Annotated in this window: 9 protein-coding genes; 2 read left to right on the top strand and 7 right to left on the bottom strand. The window is 65.9% G+C overall.

Annotation, left to right across the window (positions count from 1 at the left end; genetic code table 11):
- Positions 1–26 precede the first annotated feature (26 nt).
- A complete protein-coding gene (locus tag ACL58G_RS21025) occupies positions 27–2,144 on the top strand; it encodes a hypothetical protein (RefSeq protein ID WP_440963036.1) in 2,118 nt (705 codons plus the stop codon).
- A gap of 18 nt (positions 2,145–2,162) precedes the next feature.
- Here ACL58G_RS21025 and ACL58G_RS21020 read toward each other — a convergent pair whose 3' ends face one another.
- Positions 2,163–3,854 (bottom strand): response regulator, encoded by a 1,692-nt coding sequence (locus ACL58G_RS21020; protein WP_440963035.1) that lies wholly within the window; start codon positions 3,852–3,854, stop codon positions 2,163–2,165.
- 170 nt (positions 3,855–4,024) lie between these two features.
- Here ACL58G_RS21020 and purL point away from each other — a divergent pair, with 170 nt between their 5' ends.
- Positions 4,025–8,077 (top strand): phosphoribosylformylglycinamidine synthase, encoded by a 4,053-nt coding sequence (purL, locus tag ACL58G_RS21015; RefSeq protein WP_440963034.1) that lies wholly within the window; start codon positions 4,025–4,027, stop codon positions 8,075–8,077.
- 44 nt (positions 8,078–8,121) lie between these two features.
- Here purL and ACL58G_RS21010 read toward each other — a convergent pair whose 3' ends face one another.
- From ACL58G_RS21010 to ACL58G_RS20985, 6 genes are all read right to left on the bottom strand, one after another.
- Positions 8,122–8,568 carry a GNAT family N-acetyltransferase gene (locus ACL58G_RS21010; RefSeq protein WP_413337832.1) on the bottom strand — a complete coding sequence of 149 codons (447 nt, stop codon included), beginning with the start codon at positions 8,566–8,568 and terminating at the stop codon, positions 8,122–8,124.
- A gap of 16 nt (positions 8,569–8,584) precedes the next feature.
- The gene (locus ACL58G_RS21005) at positions 8,585–8,944 is read right to left on the bottom strand and encodes a DUF1304 domain-containing protein (RefSeq protein WP_413388554.1); all 360 of its coding nucleotides are present in this window, start codon (positions 8,942–8,944) and stop codon (positions 8,585–8,587) included.
- Positions 8,945–9,008: 64 nt separating this feature from the next.
- Positions 9,009–10,064 (bottom strand): twin-arginine translocation signal domain-containing protein, encoded by a 1,056-nt coding sequence (locus ACL58G_RS21000; protein ID WP_440963033.1) that lies wholly within the window; start codon positions 10,062–10,064, stop codon positions 9,009–9,011.
- A gap of 14 nt (positions 10,065–10,078) precedes the next feature.
- Positions 10,079–11,371, bottom strand: a complete 1,293-nt coding sequence (locus ACL58G_RS20995; RefSeq protein WP_440963032.1) for a GDSL-type esterase/lipase family protein — start codon at positions 11,369–11,371, stop codon at positions 10,079–10,081.
- 84 nt (positions 11,372–11,455) lie between these two features.
- Positions 11,456–12,235: a peptidylprolyl isomerase gene (locus ACL58G_RS20990; protein WP_371766959.1), complete on the bottom strand. Its 780-nt coding sequence runs from the start codon at positions 12,233–12,235 to the stop codon at positions 11,456–11,458.
- 100 nt (positions 12,236–12,335) lie between these two features.
- Positions 12,336–13,127, bottom strand: coding sequence for a peptidylprolyl isomerase (locus ACL58G_RS20985; RefSeq protein WP_413337827.1), 792 nt, complete (start codon positions 13,125–13,127; stop codon positions 12,336–12,338).
- Positions 13,128–13,232 lie beyond the last annotated feature (105 nt).

The raw sequence follows: 13,232 nt of genomic DNA, 5'->3' as shown, positions 1-13,232 counted from the left end.
CGTAAGCCGGGGCCCATACTGCGGCCATGACTACACGACGAACCTTCCTGCTATCCCTGGCGCTGGCCGCAGCGCTGCCCGCCCATGCCGGCGTCCAGACCATCACGCTGGACGGCCGCGCGCCCGGAACCCGCTTCGACGGCATCGGCGTCGTCGACGGGGGCGGGGCGACGTCCGTGCTGCTGAAGGATTATCCGGAGCCGCAGCGCAGCCAGATCCTCGACCTGATGTACAAGCCGAAGTTCGGCGCCTCGATCAGCGCGCTGATCGTGGAGATACCCGGCGACGGCAATTCCACGCAGGGCTCCATGCCCAGCCACCGCCATACGCGCACGGAGGTCGACTACGGCCGCGGCTACACGTGGTGGGTGCTGCGCGAGGCGAAGCGGCGCAATCCCGCACTGACCCTGGACGCCGCCGCGTGGAGCGCGCCCGGCTGGATCGGCGACGGCGCCAACCGCGACTTCTTTTCGCCCGACGGGGCCGACTACTACGTCAGCTGGCTGAAAGGCCTGCGCGAGGTGTACGGGCTCGAACTCGACGCGATCGGCAGCCGTAACGAACGGGGCGTCAGCTACGATTTCGCAAAGACGCTGCGCGCGCGCCTCGACGCCAGCGGATTCTCCAAGGTGAAACTGCACAGCTTCGATAACTGGCCCGACGATAAATTCGATTTCGTGAAGGACATGCCGAAGGACCCGGGCCTGCGCGACGCGATCGACATCATCGGTGCCCACATCAACGCGCCCGAATACATCGTGCCCACGTGGGTGCGCGAGGCGGCGGCCGGCATGGGCAAGCCGATCTGGAATACCGAGCAGCACGTCTACGTGGCCGGATTCGACGGCGCGCTGGGGATCGTCCAGGCGTTCAACCGGAACTGGATCGACAGCGGCGTGACGAAGATCGTCAACTGGTACGGCATCGCGGGCCTGTACACGATGGAGCCGTATTCGGGCGTGAAGGAAGCGGCCATCCGGGCGAACTGGCCATGGAGCGGCCATTACGAGATCAATCCGCAACTGTGGGCCTACGCGCACTACGGCCAGTTCACGGCGGCCGGATGGACCTACGTGCCGCAGGGCAGCGGCGCCCTGCAGGACGGCGGCAGCTACGTGACGCTGAAATCGCCCGGCCCGGACTACAGCGTGATCATCGAGACGCGCAAGGCGAAAGCCCCGCAGACGGTGCGCGTGGCGGTCGGCGCGGGCCTGTCGACGGCCGACGTGGCCGTGTGGCGCAGCGATGCGCGCGCACAGTTCGTGCACGTCGCGGACCTGCATCCGGAGGGCGGCGCGGTGGCGCTGACAGTCGATCCGGACGCGATCTATTCGCTGACGACCACGCGCGGCCAGCAAAAGGGCGGATTCGCCGGGGTGCCCCCGCAGCAGGCCTTCCCGTTCCCGTACCGCGTAGACTTCGACCGTTACCGCGATGCGCGCGCTTGGGGTTATCTGCCGCGCTACTTCGCCGACATCGAAGGCGCGTTCGAGCTGGCGCCGTGTCCCGGCGACCAGCGCATCTGCCTGCGCCAGAGCGTGCCCGTGCGACCGTATTCGTGGGCGCCGGACTGGAAGCCGTACACGATCCTCGGCGACGACGGCTGGACCGACTACGAGGTCAGTGCGGACGTGAGGGTGCGCGGCGGCGAATCGGCCGCCGTGATGGGCCGCATCAACGACGTGGGCAGCGGCTACGGCGCGATCCCGAAAGGCTATCTGCTGGAGCTGGACGGCGCGGGCGAGGTGCGTCTCGTCGTCGTGCGCGGCAAGGTGGACAAGAAGGCGCTCGTCGGCGATGCCGAGCAGCAGGCGCTGATCAAGGCGGCGAACGATGCGGCCGAGGGTGGCGAGAAGGTGCTGGCCCGGGCGCCGCTGGCCGGCGCGGCCGCCGACCGCTGGCATACGCTGAAGCTGCAGTTCAGCGGGACGCGCATCCGCGGCTACGTCGACGGCAAGCCGGTGGTGGAGGCGACCGATGCCCTGTACGGCAAAGGCATGGCCGGCCTGCTGGCGGGACCGGCGCAGTCAGGCCTGAGCATGCCGTACTACCGCGACGTCGTGATCAACCGCGTCGACGGCGCGCTGCCGCCGCCGACGAAGCCGTTGCCGGGGCAGGCGCCGCTGTACGTCCGCCAGCGCTGAGCGGCGGTCAGGTCGAGCTCAGTTCGCGATACCGTACTTCCGCTTCGCCGCTTCCATCTCCGCATCCAGCGCCGCGAGCCGCGGATGCGCGGGATCGAGCGCGCGGATATGCTCCAGCTGTTCTTCCGACAGCGCGGCCAGCGGGTGGTCCCAGCCCATCTCCATGATCTGGCGGAGGACGCCGCCGACGACCGCGATCATCACTTGCAGGTTGTTCGGCGCCATGTGCAGCGCTTCCAGCAGGGTTTGCACGGCGCCGCGCACGTCGCCCATGTTGCGCTTCTCGTCCGCGACGCCCAGCAGGATCTGCGCCTGGGCGCGCAACTGCTTGCCCATGCCGTCCGCGAGGTCGGGCCGGCCCGCGCGCACGAACACGTTCAGCGCCTGCTGCGCGGACAGCGCATCGTCGCCGCCGTTCAGCGCGCCGAGCATCACTTCCGACGCCTCGTCGTCCATGCGGTGCGCGAGGCATGTTTGCGCGAGGCCGACGCGCATATTGGGCGACAGCGCGCCGCCCGCGCGCACGGCGTCCACCGCGAGCTTGAGTTCCTTGACGGCGGCCGCGCCATTGCCGGCCAGGTCGTGCAGCAGCGCCACCGAGATCGCCTTGCACGCATCGGCCGCGGGCGTGCCCCGGAGGGAGCGTTCGAGGTCGCGGATCACGGTCGACGCGCCGGCCGGATCGCCCTTGCCGACGAGCGCCCGGACGAGGTTCACGTGGTCTTCGGGATTGCGGAATTCGGAATAACGGGAACGCGCCACCACTTGCCGGAACGATTTTTCGGCGCCGTCCGGGTCGCCCGCTTCGAGCGCCACCTCGCCCAGCCGGCGCAGGCGCCGCACGACGTATGGCGAGATGGTCACGGCCTCTTCCAGCGTCTTCTTCGCGAGCGCCGCGTCGCCGCGCTCCTGCTGGCAGCGCGCGAGCAGGTCGTAGGCGGCCATCAGGCGCGGGTTCTCGGCCACGATGTGTTCCAGCAGCGGGATCGCGTCGATCGTGCGGCCCTGGGCGGCGATGGCGCGCGCGAGCCCGAGCCGTGCCCAGCCCGCCGGCTTTTCGGCCAGCACGTCGCGGTAGACGGTTTCGGCGAGCTCGTGCTCCTTCAGCGACACGTGCAGTTCCGCGCGCAGCCGCGCGAAGTCGAGGGCGTAGTGCGGGCGCGTCCGGGCCGATTCGATGGCGGCGTCGATCGCTTCGCGCGGGCGCGCCTGCGCGATCAGCTGGTACACGGGGAGCAGGGCGGCACGGCGGGTGACCGCCTTCTGGATGCGCTGGTGCAGCGCCTGCGCCGTGAACGGTTTCAGGATGTAGTCCGTGGGCGTGAGCTCGGCCGCGCTGACCACCTTGCCGTACGCGCCTTCGGCCGTCAGCATGATGAAGATGGCCCAGGGCGGGATCAGGCGGTGGTGGCGCAGGTCTTCCAGCAGCTGCTGGCCGTCCTGGCCTTCGGCATTCGCCGTTCCGCCGCTGAGGTCGTACTCGCACAGGACGATGTCGAAGGACTTGCGGCCGAGCGCCTTGATCGCGGTGCTCGCGTTGACGGCGGATTCGATGCGCGTCACGCCCGACTGGTTGAGCATGTTCTGCAGGTTCGCCCTGAGCGCCGGGTTCGGGTCGACGATGAGCACGCTCAGTTGCGCATTCAACGGATTGTTGAGCTGCGCGTTCTGCGGAGCGCCGGCTGGGCTGGATGAGCTGTTTTCTGGCATGCGTCTCGGAAACCGTCAGGGTTTTTCGACACTACGATACCGCTAAGCTGCAAGGTCGGCAACTTTTTGCCTCCCGTGCGGGCTTCATGCCAAACGGGAAAGGGGGCAACGCTGTATAATACCGGGCTTCTTTCACCCGCAGCCACGCTGCATCAACCGACTTCCAAGCCATGTTGATTCTGCCGGGTTCCAACGCCCTCTCTGCTTTCCGTAGCCAACGCCTCCTCACGCAACTGCAAGCCGTCGCCCCGACGATTGCCGACGTGGCGGCACGCTACTACCACTTCATCGACGCAAGCGCCCCCCTGTCCACGGAGGACACCGAGCGCTTGACGGCCATGCTCACCTACGGGGAGCCCGTGCCGGAAACGCAGTACGAGGGCGTCACCGAGGAATTCTTCGTGATCCCGCGCCTGGGCACCATCTCGCCGTGGGCGTCGAAAGCGACCGACATCGCCCACAACTGCGGCATGGCCCACATCCACCGCGTCGAGCGCGGCGTCGCCTTCAAGGTCGTCCTGAAGAGCGGCATCCTCGGCACGGGCTTCGGCGCGCCGAAGAAGCTCGCCGACGACGAGATCCAGGCCGTCGCCGCGCTGCTGCACGACCGCATGACGGAAACGGTGCTGCGCAGCGCAGACCAGGCCCAGGCCCTGTTCACGGACCTGGAAAGCCGTCCGCTGGACCAGATCGACGTATTGGGCCGCGGCCGCGACGCGCTGGTCGAAGCGAATGCCACGATGGGTCTCGCCCTGGCCGAGGACGAGATCGACTATTTGTTCGAGGCGTTTGCCCGCGTCCAGCGCAACCCGACGGACGTCGAGCTGATGATGTTCGCGCAGGCGAACTCGGAGCACTGCCGCCACAAGATCTTCAACGCCGAGTGGACCATCGACGGCGCGAAACAGGACAAATCCCTGTTCCAGATGATCAAGAATACGCACCAGCTGCAGCCGAAGGGCACGATCGTCGCGTACAGCGACAACTCGGCGATCATGGAAGGCGCGGACGCGCTGCGCTTCTATCCGCAGGCCGGCAGCCAGGAATACGCGCCGGTCACGCAGCTGACGCACACGCTGATGAAGGTCGAGACCCACAACCATCCGACCGCGATTTCCCCGTTCCCGGGCGCCTCGACGGGCGCCGGCGGCGAGATCCGCGACGAGGGCGCGACGGGCCGCGGCGCCAAGCCGAAGGCCGGCCTCACCGGTTTCACGGTGTCGAACCTCTACCTGCCGGACGCCGTGCAGCCGTGGGAAAACGCCGCCAACGTGAATTCGGCCGACAAGGCTGGCAGCGATAAAGTCTATGGCAAGCCGGAACGCATCGCGTCGCCGCTGCAGATCATGGTCGACGGCCCGCTGGGCGGCGCCGCCTTCAACAACGAATTCGGCCGGCCGAACCTGGGCGGCTACTTCCGCACGTACGAACAGAACGTCGGCCCGACGGCCATCAACGGGAACACGGTTTTCGGCTACCACAAGCCGATCATGATCGCGGGCGGCATCGGCAACATCTCGGCCGAGCACACCCACAAGAACGACATCCCGGTCGGCAGCCTGCTGCTGCAGCTGGGCGGTCCGGGCATGCGCATCGGCATGGCCGGCGCGGCCGCGTCGTCGATGGCGACGGGCACCAACACGGCCGACCTGGACTTCGACTCGGTCCAGCGCGGCAACCCGGAGATGGAACGCCGTGCGCAGGAAGTCATCAACTCCTGCTGGCAGCTGGGCGCCGGGAACCCGATCATCTCGATCCACGACGTGGGCGCGGGCGGCATTTCGAACGCGTTCCCGGAGATCACCAACGACGCCAGGCGCGGCGCCACGTTCGACTTGCGCAAGGTGCCGCTGGAAGAAAGCGGCATGTCGCCGAAGGAAATCTGGAGCAACGAGTCGCAGGAGCGCTACGTCCTCGCGATTTCGCCGGACGACCTGCCGCGTTTCGCCGCCATCTGCGAACGCGAACGCTGCCCGTTCTCCGCAGTGGGCGTTGCCACCGAAGAGCGCCAGCTGCGCCTGATCGACCCGATCGCAGGAAAGGATGGATGCGCATCCCCGGTCGACATGCCGATGGACGTCCTGCTCGGCAAGCCGCCGAAGATGCACCGCAACGTCGAGCACGTGAAGGACCAGTTCAAGCCGGTCGACGTGACGGGCCTGGACCTGGAAGAAGTCGCGCGCCGCGTGCTGCTGCTGCCGACCGTGGCCGACAAATCGTTCCTGATCACGATCGGCGACAGGAGCGTAGGCGGCATGAGCGTGCGCGACCAGATGGTCGGTCCGTGGCAGGTGCCCGTGGCCGACTGCGCCGTCACGACCTTGAGCTTCGAAGGCTACAAGGGCGAGGCGATGGCGATGGGCGAGCGGACGCCGGTCGCCGTCATCGACGCGGCCGCGTCGGGCCGTATGGCCGTCGGCGAGGCGATCACGAACATCGCCGCCGCGCCGATCGCGGACATCGCCGCGATCAAGCTGTCCGCCAACTGGATGGCCGCCTGTGGCCAGCCGGGCCAGGACGCCGCGCTGTTCGACACCGTGAAAGCCGTCGGCATGGAGCTGTGCCCGGCGCTGGGCGTCTCGATCCCGGTCGGCAAGGATTCGCTGTCGATGCGCACCACGTGGAACGAGGATGGCGAGAACAAGGCTGTCGTGTCGCCGGTGTCGCTGATCGTATCGAGCTTCGCGCCCGTCACCGACGTCCGCAAGACCCTGACGCCGCAACTGCGCACGGACCTGGGCGACACGTCGCTGATCCTCATCGACCTGGGCCGCGGCAAGAACCGCCTGGGCGCCTCGGCGCTGGCGCAGGTGACGCAGCAGCTGGGCAACGACGCGCCGGACGTCGACAACCCGGCCGACCTGAAGGCGTTCTTCGCCGCGATCCAGCAGCTGAACAACGACGGCAAGCTGCTCGCCTACCACGACCGTTCGGACGGCGGGCTGTACGCCACGCTGTGCGAGATGGCCTTCGCGGGCCGCGCCGGCGTGTCCGTCAACCTCGACATTCTGACGATGGAAGGCGAGCACGCGTCCGACCACGGCGACGCCAAGAACTGGGCGGCGCAGGTGGGCGAGCGCCGCAACGACCTCACGCTGCGCGCGCTGTTCAGCGAAGAGCTGGGTGCCGTCGTGCAGGTTCGTACTGCCGAGAAGTCGGATGTCATGAACGTGCTGCGCTCGTTCGACCTGGGCGCCTGCAGCCACATCATCGGTAAAGTGAACGACCGCGGCGTCGTGGAATTCACGCGCGACACGAAGGTCATCTACAACAAGCGCCGCAGCGAACTGCACCGCCTGTGGAGCGAGACGAGCTGGCGCATCGCCCGCCTGCGCGACAACCCCGCGTGCGTGGACCAGGAATACGACCGCCTGCTGGACGAGCAGGATCCGGGCTTCAACCCGAAGCTCGTGCACGACACGACCGTGAACATCGCCGCGCCGTTCATTGCAACCGGTGCGCGTCCGACCGTGGCAATCCTGCGCGAGCAGGGCGTCAACTCGCACATCGAGACGGCATGGGCGATGCACCAGGCGGGCTTCAAGGCCGTCGACGTGCACATGAGCGACCTGATCGCCGGCCGCGCCAAGCTGGATGATTTCAAGGGCTTGATCGCCGTCGGCGGCTTCTCGTACGGCGACGTGCTGGGCGCCGGCGAAGGCTGGGCCAAGACGATCCTGTTCAATCCGGAACTGAAGGCGGCGTTCGCGCAATTCTTCGGCCGCGGCGACACGTTCGGCCTGGGCGTCTGCAACGGCTGCCAGATGATGAGCAACCTGAAATCGATCATCCCCGGTGCCGACGCGTGGCCGAAGTTCACCCGCAACAAGTCGGAACAGTTCGAAGCGCGCTTCGGCATGGTCGAGGTGATGGATTCGCCGTCGATCTTCTTCCAGGACCTCGCGGGCACGCAGGCCCCGCTGGCGATCGCGCACGGCGAAGGTTTTGCCGACTTCTCGCAGACGGGCGATCTGTCGAAGGTCGTGAAGGCGCTGCGCTACATCGACAACCGCGGCGCCGCCACCGAGGCGTATCCGTTCAACCCGAACGGCTCGCCGGAAGGTCTCACGGCCGTCACGACGCCGGACGGCCGCTTCACCGTGATGATGCCGCACGCCGAGCGCGTGGCACGTACCGTCACGATGTCGTGGCATCCGGATGGCTGGGGCGAGGATTCGCCGTGGGCGCGCATGTTCCAGAATGCGCGGAAGTGGGTGGGCTGATCCGGCCAGTTCCATGAAAAAAGCGCTGCCCCGGCAGCGCTTTTTCATTCCGGCCGCTGTTTGTAGATGCCGGGCCGGTTGATGTGCCAGAAGAGCTTCGGGTTGTCGGGCGTCGTGAAGCCCAGCTTTTCGTACAGCCAGGGCGCGCTCGTCGTCGCCAGCAGCAGCCGTCGATAGCGCTCGATGCCCGGATAGGCCAGCATGCACTCGACGAGCCACCGTCCCAGTCCCTTGCCCCGATAGTCGTCGATGACGAACACGTCCGCCATGTAGGCAAACGTCGTGTGATCGGTGATGAAGCGGGCGTAGCCGATCTGCCGGCCGCCGTCGTACAGGCCGAAGTTGAGGCTGTGCGCGACGGCGTTGCGTACGGTCGCTTCGTCGATGCCCGCCGCCCAGGTGGTCCGGCTGAGGTTCTGGTGAATGACGTCGAGCTGCAGCAGGCTGTCGTCGGTCGAGACCAGGTAGTTTTCTTGAGTCCAGTTCAGCATCGGCGCACGCTCCGCGTCAGGCTGCCAGCCATGCGACCAGCGCCAGCACGGCCGGCACGGTCTGCACGAACAGGATGCGGCGCGACACCGTCGCCGCACCCCACACGCCCGCGACGGCCACGCACACGAGCCCGAACACGACGAATGCGCGCCCGATCGCCGGATTCGGGTGCAGCAGTCCCACCGCAAGACTCGCCACCAGGAAGCCGTTGTAGCACCCCTGGTTCGACATCAGCGGCGCGAGCGCCTCTACCCTGTCTTCCTTGATGCCGAACACCTTCCTGCCGCGCGTGCGGAACAGGACGGTCTCGATCAGCACGATGTAGACGTGGATGGCGATGACGATGGCGGTCAGGATGGTAGCGATGAGTAACATGGGTGGTCCGGTTGTCGAGATGTACGTACTGTAGAGTAACATCTTCGGCAGGTCCAGCCGCCGGTTACAGTCCACTCCTGGCGAACTTCGCGAACATGTCGGCGAACGTAAGCCGTGTATCGATGGTCCTGTAGACCCGCATCGGGCGGCCGTCGGCGCGGGCCTCGTAGCGCCCGTCCGCGACGAGGCGGGGCGTTGGCCGTACGACGTAGTCGCTCGACGACGTATCCGGATCGAATGCGGATTGGAGCGCCGTAAGGGTAACGAGGGGACTGTCACCCAGGATATAGGTTTCGCCGAAGTTGGCGCCCATCCGCCGTGAGACGCGCTCGAGTTGCCGGATCAGGAACGCGCCAAGTTTTCCGGCGGGGCGCAGGCCCTCGTCGAGTTCCGCATAGCCGATGTTGAGCTGGCGGTAGACGTTACGCGGCACTTGCCAGATCTCGACGTCCGACCGGTTGAATATCCACCGCGCGGCCGCGAGGTCGATCGTGAGATTGTATTCGGCGTCGCGGCGCTGCGGCATGCCAGGCAGCAGATCAGGATGTTCCATCCCCCCGATCCACACGAGCGTCAGTTTGCGGCCGATGCGCGGCGCATGCATCAACGCCACGGCCAGGTCGGTGAGGCCCGCGCCGGCGGCGTAATAGAGGGGCAGCGCGGTGTCGGTGCGCAGCGCCTCGCCGATGATTCGGCGTGACGCCTCGTTCAGTTCCGGCATGGCGTCGGCCGACAGGGCCGCATTGCGCCCGGCGACGACGGGCGGCCGCGGACCCGGTTTCATCGTTGCGTAGAGTTCGCGCACCCTCGCGGCGGCATTCTCCGGCTGGGCCGCGGTCGGGTCGAGGAAGTCGTTGACGTGGATATGCGACCCGATCACGAACGGAATCTCGACGGAAGGCGAGGCCAGGTGATGGGCCAGCTGAAACAGGCCGTCGGGGTCGCCCGAAAAATCGTTGTCGACGATGACGCGCTGGCGTGGCGAGGCGGACAGCGCACGTGCCGTCCCAAGCACGCCGACAGCTGCCGCCCCACACGTGGCTTGCAGGAATTGCCGGCGCGACCGGGATACAGGACGTTGCGCCGCCGCCTCGGGCATCCCTGCAAGACTATCGTTCATGCGGCCGGATCGTGTCAGCGCATCAGCTTGTCCAGTTCCGGCTGCATCTCGCGCTGCCAGATCTTGTAGCCTTCGGCGTTCGGATGCAGCAGGTCGGGCATGATGTCTTTCGACAGCGTGCCGTCCGGCGTCAGGAACGCCTTGTTCATGTTCAGGAAGAACACGTGCTTGTTGTCGGCCAGCTTAGGCAGCATCGCGTTGACCTTCTCGTTCAGCACGCGCAAGGTGTCGTCCGGCTTTTCGCCGCGCGGGAAGATCGCCAGCAGCAGGATCTTCGCCTTCGGCAGGCGCTTGCGGATTTCCGCGATGTCGCGCTTGATGCCGGCGTAAAGCAGTTCCGGCGGTTCCTGGCGGAAGCCGGTGTTATTGGTGCCGATCATCAGCACGGCGACCTTCGGGTCGATGCCGTCGATTTCGCCATGCTGCAGGCGCCACAGGACGTTTTCCGTGCGGTCGCCGCCATAGCCCAGGTCCAGCGCGTTGTACTTGCCGTAGAACGCCTTCCACAGTTCCGGCTGCTGTTCTTCCCAGTGGTGCGTGATGGAGTCGCCGATGAAGACGAGTTCCGTGCGCTCGCCGGCGGCCTTGCGGCGCGCGATCTCGGCCAGTTTCGCGTCGTGACGCTTCATCCACCAGTCGAGCGCCCACGATTCGTTCAGCGGGGACGGCGTCACGTTGGCGGTGCGGTAATCCGGGCAGGTCTGGTTCGGTTTGCCGGCCTCGTCGATGCGGATGTTCGCGATCTCCACGTCGCCGGCGCCCGTGCCGTCCAGCGCGAACGGTTTCGTCACGGCGCTGAAGTCGTCGCCCTTGCGGTAGAAGCACGACAGCGCATAGCTCAGGTGTTGCCAGCCCTTGCCCTCGGCCGCGCGTGCGGGGAGCACGTCGGTGACCTTGCGCTCGCAATTCTTGCCGCAGTCGATGCGGAAGTTCAGGCCGCCCTTGGCCAGTTCATTGACCTTCAGGTCGAACGAGACCGTGCCCTTGGCCAGGTACGGGCGCAGGTCGAGCGGTGCGCTCTCCACGCGCACGGTCGAGAACCACGCGTCCTTCCACGTCAGGCCCAGCGCGTCGCCGGCCGCATCCTTGCTGGTGCGGCGGGCTTCGACGACGGCGTTCTTCAGCTTCGGATCGTCGTCCATGCGGCCGGCGTCGCCGTCCAGCGGCTTTTGCACGTCGAAGTCGCCGAACATGACCTTGGCGCCGGCCAGCGGCTGGCCGACGTACAGGGGCAGGGTGGTCGCGGCTGTCGCGGCGCTTGCGGCCAGGGCGGACAGGATGAGGGCGGCGGAATGGCGGAATGTCATGGGCGTCTCTAGTTTGTTGTATGGTCGAACAAATTGGTCAAAAAAAAGCGCCCACGAGGAGCGCTTTTTTCAGGCATGACCTGATTACTGGATCTTGGCCTTCTTCATCAGCTCTTCACGGAATGCGGCCAGCTTGCGCTGTTGCAGCGATTCCGCGACCTGCTGCTTGACTTCTTCCAGCGGCGGGATCTTGGCGGCGCGGACGTCTTCCAGCTTGATCACGTGGTAGCCGTATTGCGTCTTGACCGGGGTCTCGGTGATCTGGCCTTTGCTCAGCGAGGTCATGGCCTTCGAGAACTCAGGCACGAACGAGGCCGGGCTCGCCCAGTCCAGGTCGCCGCCGTTCGCTGCCGAGCCCGGGTCTTTCGACTGCTTGGCCAGGTCTTCGAACTTGGCGCCGCCCTTCAGCTTGGCGATGATCTGCTTGGCTTCGTCTTCCGTGCCGACCAGGATGTGACGGGCGTGGTATTCCTTGTCGCCCATCTGTGCCTTGTACTTGTCGTACTCGGCCTTGATGTCGGCGTCCTTGACCGGGTTTTTCTTGATGTAATCGGCCAGCATCGCATTGATGATGATGCTCTGGCGGGCGTTGTCGATTGCGTTCTTGACGTCCGGACGGGTGCCGACGCCTTGCTTGTCGGCTTCCTGGATCAGGACTTCGCGGCCGATCAGGTCCTTCTTGATTGCCTCGCGCAGTTGCGGGGAATCGGTTGCCTTGCCCTGGGCGACGACCTGCTTGACCACCTGGTCAACCTTGGCCGCGGGGATGGGCTTGCCATTGACGGTCGCAACGTTCTGCGCGAACGACGGCAGGGCTACCATCGCGGTCATGGCTAACAACAGGCGGGCTGGCTTCACAATCATTTATTCGATCCTATCTAAAACCGGTGGTGGATCCGGTGGTCAACACGAAATGTCGCCGTGGCGACGAAAACCGGCGGCCGAAGCCGCCGGTGCTGCAATGTTACTGTACCTTTGCCTTTTTGACCATTTCCTCTTGAAACGCGGCCAGCTTCTGCTGGGTCAGCGCTTCGGAAATCTGCGGCTTGACTTCGTCCAGCGTCGGCAGCTTGGCCGGACGGACGTCGTCCAGCTTGATCACGTGGTAGCCCACCTGGGTCTTGACCGGGGTGTCGGTGATCGCGCCTTTCTGCAGGTTGGTGAAACCCGCTGCGAATTCCGGCGGGAACGACGACGGGCTCGCCCAATCCAGGTCGCCGCCGTTGTTGGCGGTGCCGGTGTCTTTCGATCCCTTGGCCAGGTCTTCGAACTTGGCGCCGCCTTTCAGCTTGGCGATGGCTGCCTTCGCTTCGTCTTCGGTCGCGAACAGGATATGACGCACGTGGTATTCCTTGTCGCCGGTCTGCTTCGCGAAGCGGTCGTACTCGGCCTTCACTTCGGCGTCGGACACCGGGTGCTTCGTGATGTAGTCGCGGGCGAGGGCGTTGATCACGATGGTCTGGCGGGCGTTCTCCAATGCCGCCTTGACTTCAGGATTCTTGTCGTAGCCTTGCTTGATCGCTTCCTGCATCATCACTTCGCGCGAGATCAGGTCCTTCTTGATCGCGTCGCGCAGTTGCGGGCTGTCGGTGCCCTGGCCTTGCGCCACGACCTGCTTGACGATCGCGTCGGCGCGCGACGACGGAATGGCTTTGCCGTTCACCACGGCGAGGTTCTGTGCGAACGAAGGCGAGTACGCAAACGATGCGGCGATAGCGATCAGGGCTAACAGCAGCCGTGCTGGCTTAAAAGTCATTTTGTTTCCTGTGAGGGGGTTGCTTGGACGAGGATTTGATTAGTTTTTGTAGTGCGTAGCGGATTCTGGATCGACTTACTTACATCTCACTTAAGACTTCCGAAA

The organism is Massilia sp. GER05, assembly GCF_052056005.1.
Lineage (GTDB): Bacteria > Pseudomonadota > Gammaproteobacteria > Burkholderiales > Burkholderiaceae_D > Telluria > Telluria orientalis.
This window is presented reverse-complemented; position numbering and strand designations above follow the sequence as displayed.

What these genes read in the sequence shown, in the direction of transcription:
- ACL58G_RS21025 (WP_440963036.1), top strand. Translation starts at nt 27, where the DNA reads ATGACTACACGACGAACCTTCCTGCTATCCCTGGCGCTGGCCGCAGCG.
- ACL58G_RS21020 (WP_440963035.1), bottom strand. Translation starts at nt 3,854, where the DNA reads ATGCCAGAAAACAGCTCATCCAGCCCAGCCGGCGCTCCGCAGAACGCG.
- purL (WP_440963034.1), top strand. Translation starts at nt 4,025, where the DNA reads ATGTTGATTCTGCCGGGTTCCAACGCCCTCTCTGCTTTCCGTAGCCAA.
- ACL58G_RS21010 (WP_413337832.1), bottom strand. Translation starts at nt 8,568, where the DNA reads ATGCTGAACTGGACTCAAGAAAACTACCTGGTCTCGACCGACGACAGC.
- ACL58G_RS21005 (WP_413388554.1), bottom strand. Translation starts at nt 8,944, where the DNA reads ATGTTACTCATCGCTACCATCCTGACCGCCATCGTCATCGCCATCCAC.
- ACL58G_RS21000 (WP_440963033.1), bottom strand. Translation starts at nt 10,064, where the DNA reads ATGAACGATAGTCTTGCAGGGATGCCCGAGGCGGCGGCGCAACGTCCT.
- ACL58G_RS20995 (WP_440963032.1), bottom strand. Translation starts at nt 11,371, where the DNA reads ATGACATTCCGCCATTCCGCCGCCCTCATCCTGTCCGCCCTGGCCGCA.
- ACL58G_RS20990 (WP_371766959.1), bottom strand. Translation starts at nt 12,235, where the DNA reads ATGATTGTGAAGCCAGCCCGCCTGTTGTTAGCCATGACCGCGATGGTA.
- ACL58G_RS20985 (WP_413337827.1), bottom strand. Translation starts at nt 13,127, where the DNA reads ATGACTTTTAAGCCAGCACGGCTGCTGTTAGCCCTGATCGCTATCGCC.